The following is a 23,685-nucleotide window of genomic DNA, read 5'->3' as shown; positions in this document are numbered from 1 at the left end:
GATGCTGACCACGCCAAATGTTCGTCCGAGTCGTGCCCTGCGCATCGTGTTGCGCCGGCGTCAGTCGGGCGTTGTTCTCCTGATCGCGCTCATTGCCGTCGCCATCTTGGCCATCGGTACCGTGGCGGTGTTTCGCTCCTCCGACGCCGCACTGTTCAACGCGGGCAACCTTGCGTTCAAGCGGGATATGACCAATCGTGGTGAGCTGGGCATTGTTGCCGCCAAGACGGCCCTGACCAGTGGGGCACTCAACCTGGAAGCGACGCGACAGAGCAACCAACCGGCGAGCGGCTACTACGCGACGATGCAAGCAACGGACAAGCACGGCATTCCAAACAATCTGGTCGCCCTGACGACGGAAGTTGCCAACACCAAGATCAATGGCGGTGACGGCATTACTGTCTATTACATGATCGATCGCCTGTGTACCGCAGTAGGCTCGACTGACCCTGCGAACGCTTGCGTGGTCAGCTCCATTGGCTCTGCTAAGGGGGGGACGGTCCTACCGTATCGCGGTCAGGCCCAGCCTCCGTCGGTGCCCGTCTACCGTATCAGCGTACGAGTCGATGGGCCGCGAAGTAGCCAGACCTTCCTACAGACCACTGTTTCTCTCTGAGTTGCTGAACTACCATGCACGCCAATCGTGACCGAGGTTGGAAGGCCAGCGCTTCGCGGAGCCCTTCCTTGACGACTTTCCTGCGGCGCTTGCTCACGAGCGCCCTGGCGCTGGTTGTGCTGCAGGTGTCGGCAGCACAAACCGATCTTGCAGACCAGCCGCTCTTCAGTTCCGTGTCGGTGCCGGGCAATTTGCTGCTGTCGCTGTCGGTGGAATATCCGACTGCCAACAGCATTGCGTACGTCAGCAGCTATTCGGCGGGGGTCAAGTACCTGGGCTACTTCGATCCGCTCAAGTGCTATACGTACAACTACGACAGCAACGTCGACGCCAACAATTATTTCGTTCCGGCCACCGCGGCGGATAGCAATTTCCAGTGCGCCAGCGGTAAGAACTACTGGAGCGGTGCGTTCCTGAACTGGGCTGCAATGCAGACCATCGATCCATTTCGATGGGCGCTGACGGGCGGCTATCGCGTCACGGATACGGCATCGCTGACTGTGCTCGAGAAGGCCTGGGCCTCTGGTCAGGGCGGCTCTGGTGAAACCCCAAACCGCACCATCAGTGGCAGCTCCACCGTGGCGGCAATCTCGCCGTTTAGTTGGAACAGCATTGGCGTGCGCATCTACGGGGCGGGCAACAAACTGTATTTCACCAGTAGTGGTGATCTGGATAACGACACGGTCAATACATACGTTCCGGGAGCGACGACACGTTCATCCAAGGTATGGTGGGTCTATGCCCGTGTGAAGGTGTGCGACCCATCGCAACTGGAGACGAACTGTACGAAGTACGGCAGCAACTACAAGCCCGAAGGACTGATGCAGCAGTACTCCCAGCGCATCCGTTTTGGTGCGTTTGGGTACCTCAACGACTCGAACATCAAGCGCGATGGCGGGGTGCTGCGTGCCAGGATGAAGTTCATTGGCCCTACCCAGCCGGTTCCGGGCAAGAACCCCACGACCAACTCGGTGGCCGAATGGAGTGCAACGGACGGCACGATGGTGAGCAACCCCGACACTTCCGACGCCACGGCAACCGGGGTGACGAACAGCGGGGTCATGAACTACCTCAACAAGTTCGGCTCGACCTCGCAAAACTATAAGACGTATGACCCCGTTGGCGAGCTGTACTACGCGGGCATCCGTTACTACAAGAACCTCGGCAACGTGGCCAGCTATTCGTCCAACGCCACGACCACCCAGATAGACGGCTTCCCGGTCATCCAGACATGGGATGACCCCATCCAGTATTCCTGCCAGAAGAACTACATCCTGGGCATCGGTGACATCAATACCCATGCGGATGCCAATTTGCCAGGCAGTACGATCAGAAGTAGCAATGAACCGGCGCTGCCCTCGGAGGTTTCGAGCGATACCACGGTCAATGTGGATTCCGCGACCAACCTCGTGGGGCAAATGGAAGGCATCAGCAATCTCAACAAGATTTCGCCGCCGTGCTGTAACGGCAATACCTACCTGATGGCCGGGCTTGCCTACGATTCGCACGTGCGGGATATTCGCCCGAACGATTTCAAGGACAGCCTGGGTAACAAGTCCAAGATCCAGACCATCTCCACCTATTGGCTGGATGTGCAGGAGTACCAAACATACCGCTACCAGAACCAATTCTGGCTGGCGGCAAAGTACGGCGGCTTCAGTGTCCCGAGCAACTACAACACGAGCAACACTACGGCGCTGGCGCAGTCGCTTTGGAACGTGAGCGGCAATACCGACCCCAACGGCAAGCCGATGCCGGACAACTACTATCTGGCAGGTCAGGCTGACCTGATGGTGAACGGCCTGAATTCCGCATTCCAGAACATTTCCAACGATATTCAGGCGGCCACCACGGCGCTGGCGGTCTCTTCCGCTAATGTGAGCTTGACCGGCAACATTGGATATTCGGCTTCCTACAACTCGTCAACCTGGAGCGGAGACGTCGTCGGTAGTTCGCTCAGTTTTGATGCCAAGACCGGGCTGCCCACGCAGACGAAGGCTTGGTCCGCACAAGCGCAACTCGCGGGCCAATCGAGTTCGGCACGCCTGATTGCCACCAGCAATACCGTTGGGGCCGCGCAAGGTGTTCCGTTCCAGTTCGCGAAGCTGACGACAGCCAACCAGAGCGCGCTCAGCAATTCGGCGATGAAGAACTGGAACAACCAGGACTTCCTCAATTACCTGCGCGGAGACCGCACCAACGAAGGGACCAGCGGCAAGGCGGTCTATCGCCAGCGCACCAGTTTGCTCGGTGACATTGTTGGCTCGAAAGTGGATGCCGTGGGACCGCCCATTGCCGTGCTGTCTAGCGCGACCAACCCAGGCTATGCATCCTTCAAGAGCACCTACGCCAATCGCAACCCGGTCGTCTACGTTGGTGCGAACGACGGCATGATGCACGCGTTCGACGGCACGATCGGCAACACAACCAGTGGCAACGAACTGTTTGCCTATGTGCCGAGCTTCCTTTACCAAGGGCCGTGCACTTCAGGCACTTGCACGTCGACGGTCAATGGTCTGGCATCGCTCGGTTTGTCGGGCACCAATTTCGTCCACCATGCCATGGTCGATGCCACGCCGCAGGCATTCGATATCGACTTGGCCCGCGCGGGCGGCGCCAAGCCATCTTCGTCGAGCACGTCGAGCTGGCGCACGATTCTGATCGGCGGTCTGGGCAAGGGCGGCAAGGGCTACTATGCGCTGGACATTACCGACCCCACGACGGTGACCAGTGAGACTGCCCTGGCCGGGAAAGTGATGTGGGAATTCGGTGGCCCATCCGATTCACGACTGGGAACTCTGGGCTTCACCTATGGGGACCCGATTGTCGTCAAGACCAAGAAGTATGGGTGGATTGTTGCTGTTCCGTCGGGCTACAACAACGCCGACGGCGTGGGCTGGCTCTTCATCCTGAACCCTGCGACCGGTGCGTTGCTGGAATCGATTTCGACCGGAGTCGGTTCTGTAAGCAATCCCGCGGGCTTGGCATATGCGTCCGCCTACGTTGCCGATTACACCGATAACACTGCCGACTCGATCTATGCAGGCGATCTGCTGGGCAACGTCTGGCGTTTCGATCTTACGGGAACAAGCGGCGCTTATCCGGCACCGACGCAGATCGCGAAGCTGACCGACCCGAGCGGAAATCCGCAGCCCGTCACGACACCGCCGTTGATTGAGATTCAGCCCAACTCGCTCAAGCGCTACGTCATGGTTGGCACCGGCCGTCTGCTCGGCAGCACAGATATCGCCAGCACCCAGACGCAGAGCTTCTACGTCATCTACGATGGCGTGGTGCAACGCTTTAACAACAGCACTGATCTTCCGACCGGCGTCACTTTTCCGATCCAGCGCAAGGATCTCAATGCGGACGCCAATCTGTTGAAAGGGATCGGTAGTGCGCCGACATCGGTCATGGGGTACTACATTGACTTGAGCCAGTCGTCCAACGGCGTGGCCGAACGCGTCAACGTGGCGCCGGTTTCGAACTTCGGTACGGTGTCGTTTGCTGCCAATTTACCGAACGGAGATGCATGCAATCCGTCCGGGACGAATCGGGTGTTCTCGATGGACATCGGTACCGGTATCAGCCGCGTTGTCAATAGTGCGGGGGTGCTACAGCCGTACTTCGCGGGTGGCGGACTGGTAGTCGATCTGTCCTATCTGAATGTCAATGGTTCTGTCCGGCTGGAGGCGGGTACCGACAACAGCGCCATCAATTCCGTACCATTGGTACCGACGGTGGTGCAGGCGATTCGCCAGATCAATTGGCGTGAAGTTCCTACGGCTGACTAACGGCGACCGGACAATGGCACCGCTCCTCGACGTGCCGCAGAAGGTCAAGGAAAGATCGGTTGTATGAGGCGTGCGTGGATCGGCTGGGCGGTTGCTGCGGCGGGCCACTTGGCCCTTCTGCATGCTGCCGGATTTTGGACGCCACAAGCACTGGGCGACAAATCGTCAGGTGATCAGCGGCCGTTGTTCGTCAGCCTCCTGGTAACTCCCGCTGCGGAAGCCGCGAGCGATGGCGCGAAGCATGGCACAGGAGTGCCGTTCCCGCCTGCGCCTTCGGTGCTGCCGGTCTCTCCGCGAAAAGCCAGCTTACCCACCGAGGCAAGTCTTTCTCCACAAGCACCCACGCGGGGCGCCTCCCTTCCCGGGGAGGTTGAGGGGCTTCGGTTCTATACCTCTGCGGAAGTGGATCGCCAAGCCTTGCCGGCGAGCACGCTTGAGCTTCTGGAAGTGATGGGGCTCGTGACAGACCCATCATCGATGATGTTGCGCGTTTATATCGACCGTGATGGTGCCGTCGTGCGCGCCGAAATTATCCGCGCCAGTGAAGGAAATCGCGTAGCCGCAGCCAGATTGGCTCTGGTACTCATGGAGACACGCTTCGTTCCCGCCAAGCGCCTGGGTATGGATGTAGCGGCGATGCGGGACTTGGAATTTCAGATTGAACCGCCTGAAAAGCGCTAGCTTGCGTTGCAGTGGTGTATCGAGGGGTTCGGCGCGGGAATTCGTGGTCAGGCGCGTCCCGCTGTCGCCGTTTCGCGGCTAGTGCGAAGACGGCGCACGGCTGCGGTGTCACACCGCAACAACGACGGACTCGATCCGCTTCAAAACCCCGCCCAAAGCGTTATTTCCGCACATTCGTCGCCGCAACCTCGTCCAGCACGTCGCGAAACTCCGCGAGATCCTCAAAACTCCGGTACACCGACGCGAACCGGATGTACCCGATCTTGTCCAGCCGCTTGAGTTCGCGCATCACCAGCTCGCCCACGCGGTCGCTGCCGATTTCCTTCTCGCCGTGGCTGAGGAGTTTTTCTTCGATGCGGGCGATGGCCTCGTCGATGGCTTCGGCGGAAACGGGGCGCTTGCGCAGCGCCAGGCGCATGGAATCCTTGACCTTGTTACGGTCGTAATCGACGCGGCTGCCGTTCTTTTTGACGACGGCCGGGAAGAACAGCTCGATGCGTTCGTAGGTGGTGAAGCGGCGGTCGCAGGATTCGCAGCGGCGGCGGCGGCGTACGGTGTCGCCTTCTTCCGACATGCGGGTATCAATCACCTGGGTGGCCGCGTGGCCGCAAAAGGGGCATTTCATGCCGGTGGTCTCCTCGGCAACCTCAAAGAACGCACTGCGCTAAAAGAACAACGCCGCGATGGCCCGGGTAGGCGCATCGCGGCAGGGTACTACGTGGCCGGAAGATCCGGCCATCGGCGGATGCCTTAGGCGTAGACCGGGAACTGCTTGGTCAGCTCAGCCACCTTGGCGCGCACGGCGGCGATGTTCGCTTCGTCGTGCGGATTGTCCAGCACATCGGCGATCAGGTGAGCGACCTTCACGGCCTCCGCTTCCTTGAAGCCGCGCGTGGTCATGGCCGGCGAACCGAGGCGCACGCCCGACGTCACGAACGGCTTTTCCGGGTCGTTCGGGATGGCGTTCTTGTTGACGGTGATGTGTGCGTCACCCAGCACTTTCTCGGCTTCCTTGCCGGTGATCTTCTTGGCGCGCAGGTCGACCAGCATCACGTGGCTTTCGGTGCGGCCCGAGACGATGCGCAGGCCGCGGGCCATCAGCGTTTCGGCCATGGCGGCAGCGTTCTTCACCACCTGTTGCTGGTAGGCCTTGAATTCCGGCGACAGCGCTTCCTTGAACGCCACCGCCTTGCCGGCGATCACGTGCATCAGCGGGCCGCCCTGGATACCCGGGAAGATCGCCGAGTTGATGGCCTTCTCGTGCTCGGCCTTCATCAGGATCACGCCGCCGCGCGGACCGCGCAGGCTCTTGTGCGTGGTCGTCGTCACGAAGTCGGCGTGCGGCACCGGGTTCGGATACACGCCCGCGGCGATCAGGCCGGCGTAGTGCGCCATGTCCACCATGAAGTACGCACCGATCGACTTGGCGATCTTGCCGATGCGCTCGAAATCGATGCGCAGCGCAAACGCCGAGGCGCCGGCGATGATCAGCTTCGGCTTCTTTTCCTGCGCCAGGGCTTCAAGCGCGTCGTAATCGATGTCTTCCTGCGCGTTCAGGCCGTAGCTCACCACGTTGAACCACTTGCCGCTCATGTTGAGCGCCATGCCGTGCGTCAGGTGGCCGCCTTCGGCCAGGCTCATGCCCATGATCGTGTCGCCCGGCTTGAGCACGGCGAAGAACACACCCTGGTTGGCCTGCGAGCCTGAGTTCGGCTGTACGTTGGCGGCTTCGGCCCCAAAGAGTTGCTTTACGCGGTCGATGGCCAGTTGTTCCACCACGTCCACGTATTCGCAACCGCCGTAGTAACGCTTGCCGGGGTAGCCCTCGGCGTACTTGTTGGTCAGTTGCGAGCCCTGCGCGGCCATCACGGCCGGGGAGGTGTAGTTCTCGGAGGCAATCAGCTCGATGTGGTCTTCCTGACGCTGATTTTCCTTCTGGATGGCGGCGAAGATTTCGGGATCGATCTGGTCGATCGTATAGCGGCTGCGTTCGAACATGGCGAGTGTCTGGTCTGAAACGAAACGGAAATGGCGGAGATCGGGCGAGGCGTGGGGAAACATGCGCGCGGCTTGAACGACTGCGCCCGGTGTTGGCCGATCGCAGCGGGTGTCCAAGTCACCCTGTGCTTCCCATTCGCTGCCCAGGCGAGCGGCAGGCGCCGTTGTGCATGACGCCAGAAACCTTGCGCTTCCTCGTGGTCGCTGCCCACATGTCGAAGCCGCTGAAGCGGCTTCAGGATTCGCCAGTCGCGCAAGGTGGAATGGTTGCCCGCGAGTGTACGACAGCCCCATGGCGGCTGCAAGAAGCGGGCGTGCAGACACGCACATTGCGGTGCAATAGGGCACAAGGCTTCAGGTAAACTCTGATCTTTCGCTTTTTTAGGCCCGGAGACACTTCCATGATCGTATTCGTGACCGGCGCAACGGCCGGGTTCGGCGCGGCCATCGCGCGGCGTTTTGTGCGAGAAGGCCATCGTGTGATCGCGGCAGGCCGCCGCCAGGACCGTCTCGACGCGCTCAAGGCTGAATTGGGCGACGCCGTGCTGCCGTTCGTGCTGGACGTGCTGGATGCCGATGCCGTTGCTGCGCTGCCGGGCACGCTGCCCGAGGGCTGGCGCGAAGTCGACGTGCTGGTCAACAACGCCGGTCTGGCTCTGGGTCTCGAGCCCGCCCAGCGCGCTGACCTGACCGATTGGGATCGCATGATCGGCACCAACTGCTCGGGGTTGGTTCATATGACGCGTGCGTTACTTCCGGCCATGGTCGAGCGCAACCGCGGCCACGTCATCAACATCGGCTCGATCGCGGGGACGTACCCGTACCCGGGCGGCAACGTATATGGCGCCACCAAGGCCTTCGTCCGTCAGTTCTCATTGAACTTGCGGGCGGATCTGACCGGTACCCGCGTGCGCGTATCAAACGTTGAGCCGGGTCTTTGCTCGGGCACAGAGTTTTCCAACGTGCGTTTCAAGGGCGACGATGCCCGTGTGGAGAAGGTCTACGAAGGCACAGAAGCGCTGACTGCCGACGACATCGCCGAGGCCGTCTACTGGATGGCGGCGCTTCCCGCGCACTTCAATGTCAACGCGATGGAGCTGATGCCCGTTTGCCAGTCATTCTCGGCCACGAGCCTGACACGAGGCATGGCCTGAATTCCAGCGCAAGCCCTCGGCCGGTCGGTGGATGGCTGGCTGTCACTTGCGTCTTGGTAAAATTACCTGATGGCTTCTTTTGACTGGAACCTGCGCGTGTATTGGGAAGATACCGACGCAGGTGGCGTGGTGTTTTACGCCAACTATTTGAAATTTTTTGAGCGCGCCCGCACCGAGTGGCTGCGCGCGCTAGGGGTCGATCAGCAGGCGCTGGCCGACACGACCGGCGCCATTTTTGTGGTGCGCAGCACCGCCGTGGATTACCGCGCGCCGGCACGCCTGGATGACCTGCTGCAGATTCGTTCGCGTATGGAACGGGTCGGCCCCGCGTCGGTCCAATTCGCCCAGGAAGGCTGGCGTGGCGACGTTTTACTCGCATCAGGCACGATTCGTGTTGGATGTGTCGACCGGCTCACTTTCCGGCCGACCCCGATTCCCGCTCCCGTACTCGCAACCATCAAAGCCGCCGCATGAATCCCGTCGAGGTCACACAAGATCTGTCGATCGTCTCGCTGGTGCTGCACGCCAGCCTCTTGGTCCAATTCGTCATGGGCCTGCTGCTGGTGATGTCGCTGTTCTCCTGGACGTACATCTTCCGCAAAGCGTTTGCCCTGCGCGCCGCGCGCAGCCAGACCGAATCGTTCGAGCGCGATTTCTGGGCCGGCGGCGACCTGCAGGCGCTGTATCAAAGCGCCGCCAACAACCGACACACCACTGGGGCGCTTGAGCGCATCTTTGAAGCTGGCATGCGCGAATACCTCAAGGCGCGCGAACTGCAGCGCGGCGGTGGCGACCCCAGCGCCATTCTCGATGCTTCGCGTCGTGCCATGCGTGCGGCCTACCAGCGCGAGATGGACTCGCTCGAATCGCACCTGCCGTTTCTGGCGTCGGTCGGCTCGGTCAGCCCGTATATCGGCCTGTTCGGCACCGTCTGGGGGATCATGAACGCCTTCCGCGGCCTGTCCAACGTGCAGCAGGCGACGCTGTCGGCGGTGGCGCCCGGGATTGCCGAAGCGCTGGTCGCTACGGCCATCGGCCTGTTTGCGGCCATTCCGGCGGTGATCGCCTACAACCGCTACGCCACCGAGTTGGACCGCTTGGCCAACCGGTTCGAGAGCTTCATGGAAGAGTTCTCGAACATCCTCCAGCGCCAGACGCGCTAAGGAGCCGCGCTCATGGCTACGATCCAGCGAACGCGCCGCGCCCGACGGGCCAAGGCCGACATCAACGTCGTTCCGTACATCGACGTGATGCTTGTGCTGCTGGTCATCTTCATGGTGGCGGCACCCGTGGTGAACCCGGGCGTGGTCAATCTGCCATCGGTGGCCAACGCCACGCCGCAGCAGACCCAGCCGCCCATCGTCGTGACAATCAAGGGCGACGGCACGATCCTTGCTCGCGTCAAGACAGGTTCGGGAGCAACCGAGCAGAAGCTCGCCAACAACAACGAGCTGCGCGCATTTGTGAAGCAGCGCACTGACGAAAACCCCGATCAGCCCGTCGTGATAGCTGCCGACAAGTCGGTTCAATACGACCGCGTGTTGACGGTGATGAGCGTGCTCAAGGGCGATGGCGTGAAGCGCGTCGGCCTGATGGTGAAATCGTCATGAGCACGTTGATGAACCCGGGCGAGGCAATCTGAACGTCATGGCTACGACGTCATTGCACCGTTACGAGCCTGTTCGCGAGCGCGGAACGCTGCGCGCGTTCGGGCTGGCGGTCCTGACACACATTCTGCTGCTGGTCTTTCTGTACTTTGGCGTGCAGTGGCAGAGCAGCACCCCGCGCGGCGAAGAGGCCGAGCTTTGGGACGAGGCAGCGGTTCAGCAGGCCGTGCAGCAGGCCGCGCCGGTGCCGGACGTCAAGCCGGAACCGGTGATCAAGGCGCCGCCGGCCAAGGTGGAAGAGGAAGCCGATATCGCGCTGGAGCAGCAGAAGCGCAAGCGTGAGCAGGAAGCTGCTGCGGCCCGTGAGGCCGAACTCGCCCGCCGCGCCGCGGAAGAACGCGCCGAAACACAGCGTCAGGCCCGTCTGAAGGAAGAGCAGCAAGCCCGTCAGGCGGAACTCCAACGCAAGGCCCTGGCCGAACAGCAGGCCAAGGAAAAGGCCGCTGAAAAGGCCGCTGCGGACGCGGCGCAGGCCCGCAAGAATGCGCAACTGCAAGCCCAGGCAGAAGCGAAGGCCAAGGCAGAGGCCGATGCGAAGCAGAAGGAACTGAAAGCCAAGGCCGCCGCAGAAGCCAAAGCCAAGGCCGACGCCGAGCGTAAGGCGAATGAATCGCGCGCCAATGCACAACGCCAGGCGCAGCTGGATCGGCTACGCGCGATGGCGGGCGCGGGTGCGACTGGCACAGTGGCGGGCTCCGGCGGTGGTGTCGGCAATGCCCAGGGCACGGGCGGTACAGCGTCGGCCGGGTACGCCGAGCGTGTGCGGGCCAAGGTCAAGCCGAACATCCTGTTCGATCCTTCGGCCGTCAGTGGCAACCCGTCGGCGGTCGTGTCGGTGCAGATGGCGCCGGATGGTTCGATCCTGTCCAAACGCCTGACGAAATCGAGCGGCAACGGTGCCTATGACGAAGCTGTGATGCGTGCGGTCGAGCGTTCTGACCCGCTGCCACGCGATACCAATGGCAAAGCGCCGTCGAGCGTCATCCTGACGTTCCGGCCGAAGGAATAACCGGTCGGCGCCCGCCCGGGCGGCGCTGGCCACCGGTACTCAGATTCCGGATTTGATAGTAGGGAAGATGAACATGATGCGAACGATGTGGATCCCGATGTTCCGGCGCGCAGCGCAAGCACTGCTGCTGACCGCGGCGTGCGCGGGCGTGGCCCATGCCCAGCTCAACGTGGAGATCTCGGGCGTCGGCGCCAGTCAGTACCCGATCGCGATCGCCAACTTCCAGGGCGAGTCGCAGGCTCCGCAAAACCTATCGGCCATCGTCCGGGCGGACCTGGCGCGCAGCGGCCGCTTCTCCAACGTCGATGTTGCCGGCGCCGTGGTGCCGGAGAGCCCCGCGCCTGACCTCGGCGCGTGGAAAGTCAAGGGCGCTGCAGCATTCGTGGGCGGCACCGTGACCCGCAACGGCGACCGCTACGAAATCCGCTTCCGTCTGTACGACACCGCCAAGGGCGAAAGCCTGGGCGGCCTGTCGCTCACGCGGGGCCCTGGCCAACTGCGCCTGGCCGCGCACGAAATCGCCGATTACATCTACCAGAAGCTGATTGGCGAGCGCGGTATTTTTGCGACGCGGCTGTCGTACGTGTCCAAGGTGGGTCGCCGCTTCCAGCTGCAGATTTCCGACTCGGACGGCGCCAACCCGCAGATTGCATTGACGAGCAATGAGCCGATCATCTCGCCGTCGTGGTCGCCGGACGGCACCAAGGTCGCGTATGTGTCGTTCGAGAGCAAGAAGCCGGTGGTGTACGTGCATGACCTGGTGGCAGGCCGTCGCACGGTCATCTCGAACCAGAAGGGCAACAACTCGGCGCCGGCCTGGTCGCCGGATGGCCGCCACGTGGCGGTGTCGCTCTCGCGCGATGGCAATACGCAGGTCTACCTGGTCAACGCCGATGGCTCGGGCCTGCGCCGCCTGAGCCGCAGCAGCGCGATCGATACCGAGCCCTCGTTCTCGCCCGATGGCCGTTACATCTACTTCACCAGCGACCGTGGCGGTGCACCGCAGATCTATCGCATGTCGGTGGACGGCGAAGAGTCGGGCGGTGCGCAACGCGTGACGTTCAAGGGCGGCTACAACACGAGCCCCCGTGTGTCGCCGGACGGCAAGCTGCTGGCCTATATCTCGCGCGTGGGCGGCGCGTTCCGTCTGTACACGCAAGACTTGTCCAACGGCGATGTGAATGCGCTGACAGACACGTCGTACGATGAATCGCCGAGCTTCGCGGCCAACGGGAAGTTCATCCTGTATTCCACGCGCGTGGGCGGCAAATCGGTGTTGGCCGCCGTGTCGACCGATGGCCGTACGCGTCAGGTTCTTTCCCTCCAGGCCGGCGAAGTGCGTGAGCCGGCGTGGGGTCCTTTCATGCAATAACGAAACTGTTCCACTAGGAGAAATCGGACATGTCGAAGTCCCAAACCATGATCAAACTTGCAGCCATTGCCGCGCTGCTGGCCCTGGGCGCTTGCAGCTCGGGCGTGAAGCTCGATGACACCGCCAAGAACGGTACGGGCGGTGCCGCCGGCACGGGCGCTGATGCCCGTACGGTGACCCCGGTGGACGTGGGCCGTGACGAGCTGACCGACCCCAACAGCCCGCTGGCCAAGCGCAGCATCTACTTTGATTTCGACAGCTACTCGGTCAAGTCGGAGTACCAAGGCCTGCTGGGCCAGCACTCGCGCTACCTGCAATCGCACAACCAGCGCAAGGTCCTGATCCAGGGCAACACCGACGAGCGCGGCACGAGCGAATACAACCTCGCACTGGGCCAGAAGCGTGCCGAGGCCGTGCGTCGCGCCCTGTCGTCGATGGGCGTGCCTGACAGCCAGATGGAAGCCGTGAGCCTGGGCAAGGAAAAGCCGCAAGCGACCGGCCACGACGAAGACTCGTGGGCACAGAACCGCCGCGCCGATATCGTCTATTGATCGGTACGGTTTGAAGTGGAACGCGCCGGCTGCGAGGTTGCGGCCGGCGTTCTTACGTTGGCAATCACATGAATACGATGATGAAACAGCGCGCTTATGGGGCCACGCGTCGGGCCATCCTGATGGCGACGCTCGTCGCGGGTGGCGCCCTCACCATGGCCGGCCCGGCGGCAGCGGGGGTGTTTGACGACGATGAGGCGCGCCGCGCCATCATCGACATGCGCGACAAGTTCAACAACTTCCAGTCGACGGCGGCCCAGCGCATCGATCAGAACAGCAAGAACCTGATCGACGCGCAAAACCAGATCGAGACGCTCAAATCCGAAGTGGCGCGCCTGCGCGGGCAGAACGAAGTGCTGCAGAACAGCGTCGATACGCTGACCAAGCAGCAGAAGGACTACTACTCCGACCTCGATGCGCGCCTAAAGAAGTTCGAGCCGCAGCAAGCCACGGTCGACGGTCGCGAAGGCATGGTCCAGCCGGGCGAGAAGCCGGAATATGACGCTGCGCTCAAGACATTCCAGGCCGGAGACTTCAAGGGCGCGGGCAACCAGTTCTCGGCGTTCGTGAAGAAGTATCCGCAAAGCCCGTATCTGCCGCTGGCGCAGTTCTGGCTGGGCAATGCGCTCTATGCGCAGCGCGACTACAAAGGCTCGAGCTACGTGCTGGAGAACATGGCGCGCAGCAACCCGCAGCATCCGAAGGCACCCGATGCGCTGCTGCAGGTGGCGACCAACCAGGGCGAGTCGGGCCAGAAGGCAGCTGCACGCAAGACGCTGGAATCGGTGGCTTCGCAGTATCCTGGCACCGAGCAGGCCAAGACCGCGCAAAGCCGCCTGAAGACCATGCGCTGATCGGCAAGCCGCTCGGCACGTGAACAATCGCCCGCCCGTGGTTGCACCGGCGGGCGTTTTTCATGGGGCGCCAAATGGCCGGCATATGCCGCGCCGGGCGCGGGCGGGGCGGCGGCACGCTAAAATGCGGGCCTTCCCGATTTGCTTTGCAAGGCTTCGCACATGAAAAAACGCGCCATCGTCCTGCTCTCCGGCGGACTGGACTCTGCCACCGTGCTCGCCATCGCCAATGCCGCCGGCTTTGAGACTTACGCGCTGTCGATGCGGTACGGCCAGCGTCACTCGTCCGAGCTGGAGGCGGCCAAGAAAGTGGCGGCGGCGCTCGGCGCAGTGCGCCATGAAATCGTCGATCTGGACTTGCGCAAGTTCGGCGGTTCCGCGTTGACGGACGATGCGCTCGACGTGCCGACCGACGGCGCGCAATCCGGCATCCCCATCACGTATGTGCCGGCGCGCAACACGATCATGCTGTCGCTGGCGCTTGGCTGGGCCGAGGCGGTTGGCGCACGTGACCTGTTCTTTGGCGCGAATGCGGTGGACTACTCCGGCTACCCGGATTGCCGTCCCGAATACGTTGCCGCTTACGAAACGCTCGCCAACCTGGCGACGAAGGCCGGCGTGGAAGGCGAGCGCATCCGCGTGAACGCACCCATCATCGACATGACCAAGGCGGAGATCATCCAGGCCGGCGTGCGGCTGGGCGTGGACTATGGCATGACCGTGTCTTGCTACAAGGCCGACGACGACGGCCGTGCTTGCGGCGTGTGCGATTCGTGTCGCATCCGCAAGGCCGGGTTTGACGCCGCCGGCGTGCCCGACCCCACCCGCTACGTCTGACGCACCATGCCCGATATCGATCTCAACGCGTTGTCCCACACGGTGCTGTGGGGGACGTTCGCGCTTACGTTCGTGTTTGGCGCCGTCCTTCAGCGCACGCACTTCTGCACGATGGGTGCGGTGTCCGACGTCGTCAACATCGGCGACTGGAACCGGCTGCGCATGTGGGCACTGGCCATCGGCGTGGCGATGATCGGCACAGGGTGCCTGAGCTGGCTTGGCCTGATCGATACGAGCAAGACGATCTACACGGCGAGCAAGCTGCTGTGGCTGTCGTCACTGGTGGGTGGGCTGCTGTTCGGCTTCGGCATGGTGCTAGGCTCGGGGTGCGGCAGCAAGACGCTGGTGCGCATCGGCGGCGGCAATCTCAAGTCGGTCGTGGTGTTCGTGTTCCTGGGGCTGGCGGCGTACATGACGCTCAAGGGCGTGTTTGGCGTGGCGCGTGTGGCAACGGTGGACAGCGTTGCCATTGCGTTGACGACACCCCAGGATTTGCCCAGCGTACTGGGCCACGCGTTCTCCGTCGATGCGCGCATGCTGCGCCTGGTGCTGGCGCTGGTCATCGGCGGGGCGTTGTCGCTGTGGGCGCTGTTCGGACGCGATTTCCGCACGGGTGACAACCTGCTCGGCGGCATTGGCGTCGGGCTCATCATCGTCGGCATGTGGTACGTGTCGGGGCATCTTGGTTACGTACAGGAAGATCCGAACACGCTGCAGGAAGCGTTTGTGGCGACCAACAGCGGGCGCATGGAAGCGCTGAGCTTCGTGGCCCCGGTGTCGTACACGCTGGAGTGGCTGATGTTCTTCAGCGATACGTCGAAGGTGCTGACCGTCGGCATCGTGAGCGTGCTGGGCGTCATTGCCGGCTCGGCGGCAGTGGCGCTGGCGATGCGCACGTTCCGTTGGGAGGGCTTTGCCAATGCCGAGGACACCGGCAATCACATCGTTGGCGGCATCCTGATGGGCATTGGCGGAGTCACGGCGCTGGGCTGCACGATCGGACAGGGATTGTCGGGCGTGTCAACGCTGGCGATCGGCTCGTTCATTGCGCTGGCCGGCATCGTGATCGGCGCGGTGCTGGCGTTCCGCTACCAGACGTGGCGGATGGACCGCCTGATCTGACCTGACAGGCGTTGACAGAATCGCAGGTATCTTCCTATAATCGCGGTCTTTGGGGTCTTTAGCTCAGTCGGTAGAGCAGTAGACTTTTAATCTATTGGTCGCGGGTTCGAATCCCGCAGGACCCACCAAATTTCAGAGGGCTCGACAGCAATGTCGGGCCCTTTGTCTTTGTGCGGCGCTATCCTGCGCATGTCACTCCCGCGACTACGGTCATGCCTGTGCGCCTCTACCTCGCCGGTCCCGATGTCTTCCGCCCGCAACCCGCTTCCCATGGCGAAGCGCTCAAGATGCTGTGCGCGGAATTCGGCTTTACCGGCCTCTACCCGCTCGACAATGCAATCGCCCCACAGGCCGATGGCCGTGCGACCGCCGCGGAGATCTACCGCCAGAACATCGCGCTGATCGACTCTGCTGATGCTGTGATCGCCAACGTCGCGGATTTTCGCGGCCACGAGCCCGATTCCGGCACGTGCTTCGAAATTGGCTACGCCATCGCCCGCGGCAAAGACGTGTGGTGCTACAACGTGCCCGCGGTGCCGCTCGTCGAGCAGGTGCCGAACATCAATGGCAACGATGCCGACGGCTGGACCGTGGAAGATTTCGGCTTGCCGCGCAACCTCATGATCGCTTGCAGTTGCCACCTCGTGGTCGGTGATGCGCGCGAGTGCCTGGAGTGCATGCGCGCGCACTACGCATAGTTGCGCGCTGGATATCCGTATGCGGATTGCTTCCTTCAGGGCGGCTGGGGCCGTCCGTATAGTGCCTGCACCGGATAGCGTCTCCGAGGCGAGGCACGCGCATGAAGCTCGACGATCTGTATCAACTTCCTGACCTTACGCACCTGCTGGCTGAGCTGGCAGCAACCGCTGCGCAACGCGACCAGCAAGGCGGCCATGCCGCGCACGAAAAAGCTGCGATTGCGCGCGCGGGCTTGCTGCCACTGGTTATCCCCACGCAATACGGCGGAGCCGGCGTCAGTTGGGCTGATGCCTTTGCCACCGTGCGCGCCATTGCCGCGATCGACAGCTCGCTCGGGCACTTGCTCGCGTTCCAGTATCTGCAAACCGCGACCGTCTATTTATACGGCTCCGACGCGCAGCGCGAACGCTTCCTGCGACCGACCGCAGAGCTGGGCTGGTGGTGGGGCAACGCCGTCAATCCGCTCGACCACCGCCTGCGCGCACAGCGCGTGGGCGGCGGCTGGCTGCTCGATGGCGAAAAGGGTTTCTGTTCTGGCACGCTCGGCTCGGATGTGATGGTCGTGTCTGCCCACGACGCGGCCAGCGGCAACCCCGTTGTGGCGGTGGTGCCAACAGCGCGCTACGGCATCACGGTGCGCGACGACTGGCATCCGATCGGGCAGCGCCAGACCGACAGCGCGTCTGTGCAATTCCGGCACGTGCAGGTCAGCGAAGACGAAGTGCTGGTCCGCCCCGAAGTCGTCCTCACGCCATATCAGACCTTGCGCTCCTGCATCGCCCAGAACGTGCTCGTCAATCTCTACACCGGCATTGCCGCAGGCGCGCTGGACGAAGCGCGCAAGCACACGCTGCAATCGTCACGGCCGTGGATCACGTCAGGCGTGGAGCGCGCGGCGGACGATCCCTACCAAATCCACCGCTTTGGCGAGATGCGGGTGCAATCGCTGGCTGCAGAAGCGCTGGCCGACCGTGCCATCCAGCGGTTGGACCGCGCGTGGCGTAAAGGCGCTGCGCTCAGCGCCAATGAGCGTGCAGAGGTGTCGCTGGCCACGGCCGAGGCCAAGGTGTTGGCGCATCGCGCCGCATTGTTCATCGCGCAGGAATTGTTCGAGGCGACGGGCGCACGTTCGACCAAGGCGGCGCTGGCGCTCGACCGTTTCTGGCGCAACGCGCGCACGCACACATTGCACGATCCGCTCGACTACAAGCTGCGCGCCATCGGCCGCTACGCACTGGAAGGCATCCTGCCCGACGCCACCGTCTACGGTTGAACGCGTATCGATCTGCGGATTCCTTCGTTGGCGCGCGCGGGCGCAGACGGTGTAATGTGGAATTCATCGATTGCCGCGTGCTTTCATCATGTCAGACGCCGTTGTTGCCGCTGATGCACCCGCCGTTCACACGGCCCGCTTCCACGTTCGCCGCTTGCCTGATGCGCCGCTGGGCGCAGAAATACTGGGCCTGGGCGATGCGGCCGATCTGTCTGACGCCGACATCGCCGTCATCCGCCAGGCCTGGCTCGCGCACGACGGCTTGCTGGTCTTCCGTGACGTGCAGTTCACGCCGCAAGCGCAGGTTGCGTTCAGTCGCCGCTTCGGGCCGCAGCAGGTGCACGTGCTGAACCAGTTCCATCTGCCCGGATATCCGGAAATCCTGGTCGTCTCCAACGTGGTCGAGAACGGCAAGCCGATCGGCCTGGGCGATGCGGGGCGGGACTGGCACTCGGACCTCTCCTACAAGCCGCTGCCGAGCCTCGGTTCAATGTTGCTGACCCGTGAATTGCCGGAAGAGGGTGGCGACACGCTGTTCGCGAACATGGTTCGCGCATACGAAACGCTGCCCGCCGATCTCAAGCGCGTGATCGAAGGCCGCCGCGCGGTGCATTCGTATGTGTACCGCTACGAGCGACTGCGCGCGCTATCGACCTGGCGCCCGCCACTCACGCAAGCACAGCGCGATGCGGTGCCGCCGGTCGATCATCCCGTTGTGCGCAGGCATCCGGAAACGGGCAAGCGCGCGCTCTTCGTCAACGAGGGCTTCACCTCGCACATCCTCGGTCTGTCCGCAGGCGAAAGCACCAACGTGCTGGAGCAGCTCTTCGCCCACAGCATCCGCACCGACAACGTCTACACGCACCGCTGGCGCGACGGCGACATGCTGTTCTGGGATAACCGTTCAACCATCCACTTCGCGCCAGGGTGCCCGGACAAATATCGGCGCACGCTGCATCGCACCACCATTGAAGGCGACGTACCGGTTTAGGTGTCGATCGTCTACAGCCCGGCCTCGGCCAGGCGGGCATCGATGCTCGCCAGCGTCAACGTCTGCGCAAACAGCCGCGTGAGCGATTGGCTCGCATACTGCGGCACCTCGTCTACGGTGGCCCAGCGGTAGGCGTCCATCTCGGGGATGAGCCGGCCGGTGTGATAGCTGTTGAACATCGACGTGCACGTCAGCGTGTCGAGCGCAACTTCTGCGCGGCGCAGGCGCGTGGCAAACAGGTGCAGTTCCTTGTCACGGCGATAGGGGAAACGGCCGAGTTCGATCAGTGTGTGGCTGTCGAGCACCAGGCCGGTTTCCTCGCGGGCCTCGCGCAGGGCGGTATCGCGGTGGTTCTCGCCGGGGTCGGGCGCGCCTTTGGGGATGTCCCAGTGGCGCGTTTCGGTGGCGTGGGCGAGCAGCACGTCGCCATCTTCGTTGAGCAGCACGAGGCCGCAAGACAGGGTGATCGGCATGCTATTTCGCTCCGCCGCGCTGCGTGATGCGTGCACTCAGCAATTGATGATCTGGGCTGAACAGGCGGCGATAGGCCAGCAGCACGGCCGCGACCGTCCCCAGCCCGGAAGACGCCGCCAGCAGGAACATGATGACGATCTGGTAGCGCACGGCCTCCAGCGGTGACTGCCCGGCCAGCACCTGGCCCGTCATCATGCCGGGTAGGCTCACCACGCCCACTACGGTCATCTGATTGATGATCGGCGTCATGCCGGCGCGCACCGCCGTGCGAGCGGCATTGCGCGCCGCCTCCCACCGCGTGCCGCCGAGTGCAAGAATCGTCTCCACCTGATCGCGCGTGGCGGTGAGTTCGCCGGTCATGCGCTCCAGCGCAAGACCCACCCCGGTGAGCGTGTTACCCAGAATCATCCCCATGATCGGGATGGCGTATTGCGGCTCATACCATGGCCGCGCATGCAGCACGACCACCAGCCCGATCGCACCGATCAGCCATGTGCTGCCGAAGACCGACAACGTACCGTCCAGCCGCAGACCCGCATAGCCGCGTGCGCCCCGGCTGCCGGTGGCGTGCCCGGCAATCAGCGTCATGACGGTCACGATGCCCAGCACGACCGCCCAGTGCGCATTGGCAAATACCCATTCGAGTACGAAGCCCACCGCCAGCAACTGCACGACGGTGCGCACGGCTGCCCACGCCAGGCGTCGCTCCAGCCCCAGTCCTAGCCCGATGGACAGCGCGCCGTTGACGAGGATCAGCGCAGCCGCAATGCCGACCTGCCAGGCCGAGAGCGAGAGATCCTGCCCGTTCACCGCGCGGGCTCCGTGTCCAGTTGCCCGGCAACCATGCGCCAATGTTGACGGCCGATGCGTTCCGCTTGCGCCGGATCGTGCGTCACCCATATCCACGCATGCCGCTCGGGCGCCTGAGCAAACCAATGCTGCAACAGCGCCTCAACCGCGCGCGCAGAGGCAGGGTCCAGGGCGGCCGTAGGCTCGTCGAGCAACAGAACGGTCGGCCTTGTCTGCAGCGTGCGGACCAGCGCTGCGATCTGCGCCTCACCGCCGGAAAGATCGCCGGCATTTTTTTCGAGAAAGCTGGCGTCGCGCTCGGCGCCCGCAAGCAGGGCGAGGGCGGCGTCGCGGTCGAATCCGGTGCCGTGTCGCCGCGCGTGCAGGTGATAGGGCATGTGCAGGTTGTCTTCCACCGTACCGGGCAGCAGCGCGGGGCGTTGGCGCACGTACGCCACGTGACAGCGATAGGTCGGAATCGCGCGCGCGCCGACCGCCTGACCATGCCATGTCACCTGCCCGCCATCGAGCGGATCGAGCAGCGCCAGCGCGCGCAAAAGCACGCTCTTGCCCGCGCCGGACGGCCCGGTCAATGCAATGCGATCGCCCGCAAGCACGGCAAGCGTGGCGGGTTGCAGCAGCGTGACACCGGTGCGTGCATCGCGGCGTTGGAGGTGGGTGGTGGCCAGCATGGGGGGGCGAGTGTGTTGCGTACGGTACGGCATCAATGCATCGCTTTTATGCATTATGCATATGAGCGGGTGTGGCGGTCCTCCACCGTAATCCTGCACACGCCTGCGCAGGCGCCGTGCCGTCGTCCCGTTGTGACGCCATCCGCGTGCCGTGCGGAGGGGGCCCTAGCCCAAACGGATCAGCCCGAAGGCCTTGACGGGGTACCGATGTCGGACGAATCCCACATGCCATTCAGCGACGGCCGGCTCGCCATTTGCGCATGTGAGACTTAGGATCGAAGCATCACTAGAAGAAGCGACGGAGGGCGCCATGGAGACCGACAAAGTGCACGTTGCCCACCCATGGTGGCAACCGGGAGTCTTTGCATCCGCGCCGGCGATTTTTCTGTGGATCTGTGCGGAGTTGCCTCCGGATATGCTCGGCGCCATCTTCCATGCGGGCACGTCGCCCGATTCCCTCCGGCATGTGGGCGACACGCTCTTCGTGGTGGGGTGGACAGCCAGCGGCGCGCTGATGTGGCATGGCCGACGGCGCGTCGCGCATGACGCTGACGTGACAGCGCAACCCGTTCAAGCCGAGGTGGGCGCGCCTGGTCAACCGCACGGCCTCGCTGCTTTGCGCCAGAGCGTGGCCCGACGATGGGAGCGCATGCGGCACCCGATTCCGCTGCACTGATGTTGCGCCGCCACAAGCGAGAAAGGCCGGATTGCTCCGGCCTTTTTTGGCGTGCGCGCAGGACTCAGGAGGTACTGCCTGGGATGATCTCGTCGGCATCGACGTGAGGCGCCGACGTGGATGTGATGGCGTGCTCGCCTTGTGCTTCTTGCCATTTCTTGTAGCCCCACCAGGCCGCCCCGGCCACGATGCCCACCTTGCCGAGCTTGCGCGCAATCCGGCCGACGACGGTGCGGCGCAATCCTGCATACGCGAGCGAGAGGGCGGTGCCCACCAGCGGATATTCGCGCACGATGCCAAGCGTCCGCATCAGGCCGTTTGGCTGCGCCAGCGGACGGATCAGGCTTGGCAGCAGCGCTCCGAAGCCGCCCAGGCTGAACGTGCGGCTGGTGGCGCGATGTACATCATTGCGGGCTTGGGCGTAGTCGTAGCGCTCCAGCGCGGCGCGCGTCAGCAGCAATTCCTTGCGGACGCTCAATGGCAGACGTGTTTCGGCACCGCGGCGTGATGGCCGCACATGATGTCGCGCGCTCGATGCGGGTTCGTTCAGGGTCGTGCCGGGCGACGGCGCGTGTTCGGTCGGATCAGTCATCGGCGCAGGATCTCCCGGTCTTTGTCGAGTTCGGCCAGGGTGGCCTCGAACAGCGGCGGTGCGTTGCGCAGCAGCGAGCGAACCTTCCAAAGGCACGCCGCCGCGCCCAGGGCGTACAGCGCCGCCATCACGGCCAGGGACTGCCAGCGATACGTATCCCAGCACAGGATGACCACCAGCGCCGTCAGCGTCATGATGGACAGGGCGATCAGGCTCACGGCCAGCATGCCCAGGAAGGCGGTGCCGAGCAGCCGTTCTTTTTCTTCAGCCAGTTCGACGCTCGCCAGCTCGAGCCGCGTCTGCAGCATCGAGACGACCGTGCCGGCCAGTTTCTTCAAGGAAGCGAACAGCTTTGGGCTGGTGTCGTCGGTCATGAGGTGTGGAAAGGGTGCGAGGTGAACGGCGCCACTACGGACGCAGCACGCGCCATGCCCGGAATGAAACCGCCAGAATGCAACTGGCCGATGGCGCGATCCACAGGGTACGCGCCATCGGCCAGAAAGGGTGCTGCGGGTTACTTGCGGTTGAGCAGAAGGCCGATCAGCAGGCCCACGCCGGCTGCCACGCCCACGGCTTGCCACGGATGATCGTGCACATAGTCATCGGTGGCGCGGGCGGCAGCCTTGCTCTTGTGGACGACCGCGTCTTGCAGGTCCTGCGCCTTTTCCTTGGCTTGGCGGAGCATCCCCATGCCGCGCTCGCGCAGCTCGGCAGCCTTTTCGCCGCTGCTGGAAGCAGCTTGTTTGAGCAGGGTTTCAGCGTCGGACAGTACAGTCTTCACGTCGGTCATCAGTTTCTCCTTATTGACGGAATCGGCCAGGTTGGGGGAAGTATTCGTCATGGTCGGGTCCTTAGTATCGGGGGTAGTTCAATCGTCAATATGTCGGCGCGCTTATTCGCTAGCATATGTGTGGGCGCTGCGAAACTTCAAGCGCCTGCGTCGCGCATGCTGAGATGGATCAAGGCTTCGGTCATTGTCCGGCAATGTGCGCACGCCTTCCACCATGTCGTCAGCAAATGCCGCGCCTAATGACGAAAAGTGATGTTGTTGTGAATTTATAGTCGTTTTGGTTGGATGGCAATCTGGCTATAGTGGTTCCCAATCTGTGTATGGAGGACACGATGTCTCTACGTTTGGGCGATATCGCCCCTGATTTTGAGCAGGATTCCAGCGAAGGCCGCATCAAGTTTCATGAGTGGCTGGGCAATAGCTGGGGCGTGCTTTTTTCGCACCCGGCCGATTACACGCCGGTTTGCACCACCGAACTGGGCCTGACCGCCAAGCTGAAGGATGAATTTGCCAAGCGCAATGTTAAGGCGATTGCGCTGTCGGTCGATTCGGTCGAGTCGCACAAGGGCTGGATCAACGATATCAACGAGACTCAGAACACCCGCGTCAACTTCCCGATCATTGCCGACTCGGATCGCAAGGTCTCGCAGCTGTACGACATGATCCACCCGAATGCGAGCGAGACGTTTACCGTGCGTTCGCTGTTCGTGATCGATCCGAACAAGAAGGTTCGCCTGACGATTACTTATCCGGCCTCGACGGGGCGCAATTTCAATGAAGTGCTGCGCGTGATCGACTCGTTGCAGTTGACCGACTACCACAGCGTGGCCACGCCGGGTAACTGGCAGGACGGCGACGACGTCGTCATCGTGCCGTCGTTGAAGGACGAAGAAGTCATCAAGCAAAAATTTCCGAAGGGCTACAAGGCGTTGCGGCCGTATCTGCGCCTGACGCCGCAGCCTAACAAGTGACCGTCTCCTTGGTAGTGTGATTGCCGCCCGGCCTTCGTGCCGGGCGTTTTTTGCTTTTGCACGACAGGCTGGCTGCGCGGGAA

General features: G+C 63.0%; 26 protein-coding genes, 1 tRNA gene and 1 riboswitch. Of the genes, 19 read left to right on the top strand and 8 right to left on the bottom strand.

Annotation, left to right across the window (positions count from 1 at the left end; translation table 11 throughout):
- Position 1: 1 nt before the first annotated feature.
- The 3 genes from R2N16_RS00265 to R2N16_RS00255 all read left to right on the top strand — a co-directional run bounded on the left by R2N16_RS00265 (position 2) and on the right by R2N16_RS00255 (position 5,091).
- On the top strand, positions 2-616 hold the full coding sequence (locus R2N16_RS00265; RefSeq protein ID WP_316663381.1) for a pilus assembly PilX family protein: 615 nt from the start codon (positions 2-4) through the stop codon (positions 614-616).
- 14 nt (positions 617-630) lie between these two features.
- Complete coding sequence (locus R2N16_RS00260) at positions 631-4,410, top strand: pilus assembly protein (RefSeq protein ID WP_316663380.1); 3,780 nt, start codon at positions 631-633, stop codon at positions 4,408-4,410.
- 108 nt (positions 4,411-4,518) lie between these two features.
- Positions 4,519-5,091: an energy transducer TonB gene (locus R2N16_RS00255; protein WP_316663379.1), complete on the top strand. Its 573-nt coding sequence runs from the start codon at positions 4,519-4,521 to the stop codon at positions 5,089-5,091.
- A 160-nt stretch (positions 5,092-5,251) separates the two neighbouring features.
- Here R2N16_RS00255 and nrdR read toward each other — a convergent pair whose 3' ends face one another.
- Together nrdR and glyA are read right to left on the bottom strand one after the other, a co-directional pair.
- A complete protein-coding gene (nrdR, locus tag R2N16_RS00250; protein ID WP_004629525.1) occupies positions 5,252-5,716 on the bottom strand; it encodes a transcriptional regulator NrdR in 465 nt (154 codons plus the stop codon).
- 125 nt (positions 5,717-5,841) lie between these two features.
- Entirely contained in the window at positions 5,842-7,089 is a 1,248-nt protein-coding gene (gene glyA, locus R2N16_RS00245; protein ID WP_027677962.1) for a serine hydroxymethyltransferase, read from the bottom strand.
- A gap of 134 nt (positions 7,090-7,223) precedes the next feature.
- A riboswitch (ZMP/ZTP riboswitch) is annotated at positions 7,224-7,352 on the bottom strand.
- A gap of 138 nt (positions 7,353-7,490) precedes the next feature.
- On the opposite strand from glyA, the gene R2N16_RS00240 reads away from it, so the two are divergent.
- The 14 genes from R2N16_RS00240 to R2N16_RS00175 all read left to right on the top strand — a co-directional run bounded on the left by R2N16_RS00240 (position 7,491) and on the right by R2N16_RS00175 (position 18,618).
- Positions 7,491-8,243 (top strand): SDR family NAD(P)-dependent oxidoreductase, encoded by a 753-nt coding sequence (locus tag R2N16_RS00240; protein ID WP_316663375.1) that lies wholly within the window; start codon positions 7,491-7,493, stop codon positions 8,241-8,243.
- 69 nt (positions 8,244-8,312) lie between these two features.
- Positions 8,313-8,717, top strand: a complete 405-nt coding sequence (ybgC, locus tag R2N16_RS00235) for a tol-pal system-associated acyl-CoA thioesterase (protein WP_004629519.1) — start codon at positions 8,313-8,315, stop codon at positions 8,715-8,717.
- Positions 8,714-9,406 carry a protein TolQ gene (gene tolQ / locus R2N16_RS00230; RefSeq protein WP_316663372.1) on the top strand — a complete coding sequence of 231 codons (693 nt, stop codon included), beginning with the start codon at positions 8,714-8,716 and terminating at the stop codon, positions 9,404-9,406. Before ybgC ends, tolQ begins: the two co-directional genes overlap by 4 nt.
- Before the next feature lie 12 nt (positions 9,407-9,418).
- Entirely contained in the window at positions 9,419-9,853 is a 435-nt protein-coding gene (gene tolR / locus R2N16_RS00225; RefSeq protein ID WP_124381876.1) for a protein TolR, read from the top strand.
- Positions 9,854-9,890: 37 nt separating this feature from the next.
- Positions 9,891-10,919, top strand: a complete 1,029-nt coding sequence (gene tolA, locus R2N16_RS00220; RefSeq protein WP_316663368.1) for a cell envelope integrity protein TolA — start codon at positions 9,891-9,893, stop codon at positions 10,917-10,919.
- Between the two features lie 67 nt (positions 10,920-10,986).
- Entirely contained in the window at positions 10,987-12,291 is a 1,305-nt protein-coding gene (gene tolB / locus R2N16_RS00215) for a Tol-Pal system beta propeller repeat protein TolB (RefSeq protein ID WP_316663366.1), read from the top strand.
- 29 nt (positions 12,292-12,320) lie between these two features.
- Positions 12,321-12,842 carry a peptidoglycan-associated lipoprotein Pal gene (pal, locus tag R2N16_RS00210; protein ID WP_004629508.1) on the top strand — a complete coding sequence of 174 codons (522 nt, stop codon included), beginning with the start codon at positions 12,321-12,323 and terminating at the stop codon, positions 12,840-12,842.
- 68 nt (positions 12,843-12,910) lie between these two features.
- Positions 12,911-13,696, top strand: a complete 786-nt coding sequence (gene ybgF, locus R2N16_RS00205) for a tol-pal system protein YbgF (RefSeq protein WP_316663364.1) — start codon at positions 12,911-12,913, stop codon at positions 13,694-13,696.
- Positions 13,697-13,858: 162 nt separating this feature from the next.
- Positions 13,859-14,533 carry a 7-cyano-7-deazaguanine synthase QueC gene (gene queC / locus R2N16_RS00200; RefSeq protein ID WP_316663362.1) on the top strand — a complete coding sequence of 225 codons (675 nt, stop codon included), beginning with the start codon at positions 13,859-13,861 and terminating at the stop codon, positions 14,531-14,533.
- A 6-nt stretch (positions 14,534-14,539) separates the two neighbouring features.
- Positions 14,540-15,655 carry a YeeE/YedE family protein gene (locus R2N16_RS00195; RefSeq protein WP_316663360.1) on the top strand — a complete coding sequence of 372 codons (1,116 nt, stop codon included), beginning with the start codon at positions 14,540-14,542 and terminating at the stop codon, positions 15,653-15,655.
- A 52-nt stretch (positions 15,656-15,707) separates the two neighbouring features.
- Positions 15,708-15,783: transfer RNA gene (locus R2N16_RS00190), tRNA-Lys, on the top strand.
- A gap of 84 nt (positions 15,784-15,867) precedes the next feature.
- Positions 15,868-16,353: a nucleoside 2-deoxyribosyltransferase gene (locus R2N16_RS00185; protein ID WP_316663358.1), complete on the top strand. Its 486-nt coding sequence runs from the start codon at positions 15,868-15,870 to the stop codon at positions 16,351-16,353.
- 101 nt (positions 16,354-16,454) lie between these two features.
- On the top strand, positions 16,455-17,627 hold the full coding sequence (locus tag R2N16_RS00180; RefSeq protein WP_316663355.1) for an acyl-CoA dehydrogenase family protein: 1,173 nt from the start codon (positions 16,455-16,457) through the stop codon (positions 17,625-17,627).
- Between the two features lie 88 nt (positions 17,628-17,715).
- Positions 17,716-18,618, top strand: coding sequence for a TauD/TfdA dioxygenase family protein (locus R2N16_RS00175; RefSeq protein WP_316663353.1), 903 nt, complete (start codon positions 17,716-17,718; stop codon positions 18,616-18,618).
- Positions 18,619-18,629: 11 nt separating this feature from the next.
- Here R2N16_RS00175 and R2N16_RS00170 read toward each other — a convergent pair whose 3' ends face one another.
- From R2N16_RS00170 to R2N16_RS00160, 3 genes are read right to left on the bottom strand one after another with little or no spacing between them, the layout of a single operon-like run.
- Positions 18,630-19,091, bottom strand: a complete 462-nt coding sequence (locus R2N16_RS00170; protein ID WP_316663351.1) for an NUDIX hydrolase — start codon at positions 19,089-19,091, stop codon at positions 18,630-18,632.
- A gap of 1 nt (position 19,092) precedes the next feature.
- Positions 19,093-19,902: an ABC transporter permease gene (locus tag R2N16_RS00165; protein WP_316663349.1), complete on the bottom strand. Its 810-nt coding sequence runs from the start codon at positions 19,900-19,902 to the stop codon at positions 19,093-19,095.
- The gene (locus R2N16_RS00160; protein ID WP_316663347.1) at positions 19,899-20,573 is read right to left on the bottom strand and encodes an ABC transporter ATP-binding protein; all 675 of its coding nucleotides are present in this window, start codon (positions 20,571-20,573) and stop codon (positions 19,899-19,901) included. Before R2N16_RS00160 ends, R2N16_RS00165 begins: the two co-directional genes overlap by 4 nt.
- Before the next feature lie 310 nt (positions 20,574-20,883).
- On the opposite strand from R2N16_RS00160, the gene R2N16_RS00155 reads away from it, so the two are divergent.
- Complete coding sequence (locus tag R2N16_RS00155) at positions 20,884-21,249, top strand: hypothetical protein (protein ID WP_316663345.1); 366 nt, start codon at positions 20,884-20,886, stop codon at positions 21,247-21,249.
- A gap of 64 nt (positions 21,250-21,313) precedes the next feature.
- Here R2N16_RS00155 and R2N16_RS00150 read toward each other — a convergent pair whose 3' ends face one another.
- The 3 genes from R2N16_RS00150 to R2N16_RS00140 all read right to left on the bottom strand — a co-directional run bounded on the left by R2N16_RS00150 (position 21,314) and on the right by R2N16_RS00140 (position 22,682).
- Positions 21,314-21,841 (bottom strand): DUF3318 domain-containing protein, encoded by a 528-nt coding sequence (locus R2N16_RS00150; RefSeq protein ID WP_316663343.1) that lies wholly within the window; start codon positions 21,839-21,841, stop codon positions 21,314-21,316.
- Entirely contained in the window at positions 21,838-22,215 is a 378-nt protein-coding gene (locus tag R2N16_RS00145) for a phage holin family protein (RefSeq protein WP_027677941.1), read from the bottom strand. The genes R2N16_RS00150 and R2N16_RS00145 overlap by 4 nt, the downstream gene beginning before the upstream one ends.
- A gap of 140 nt (positions 22,216-22,355) precedes the next feature.
- Positions 22,356-22,682: an ElaB/YgaM/YqjD family protein gene (locus R2N16_RS00140; RefSeq protein WP_009238780.1), complete on the bottom strand. Its 327-nt coding sequence runs from the start codon at positions 22,680-22,682 to the stop codon at positions 22,356-22,358.
- A 281-nt stretch (positions 22,683-22,963) separates the two neighbouring features.
- Here R2N16_RS00140 and R2N16_RS00135 point away from each other — a divergent pair, with 281 nt between their 5' ends.
- Entirely contained in the window at positions 22,964-23,602 is a 639-nt protein-coding gene (locus R2N16_RS00135) for a peroxiredoxin (protein WP_316663334.1), read from the top strand.
- Positions 23,603-23,685: the final 83 nt, after the last annotated feature.

Source organism: Ralstonia psammae, assembly GCF_958405935.1.
In the GTDB taxonomy this organism is placed as follows: domain Bacteria; phylum Pseudomonadota; class Gammaproteobacteria; order Burkholderiales; family Burkholderiaceae; genus Ralstonia; species Ralstonia psammae.
The sequence above is the reverse complement of the archived record's forward strand: the minus strand, read 5'-3'. Positions and strand labels throughout refer to the sequence as shown.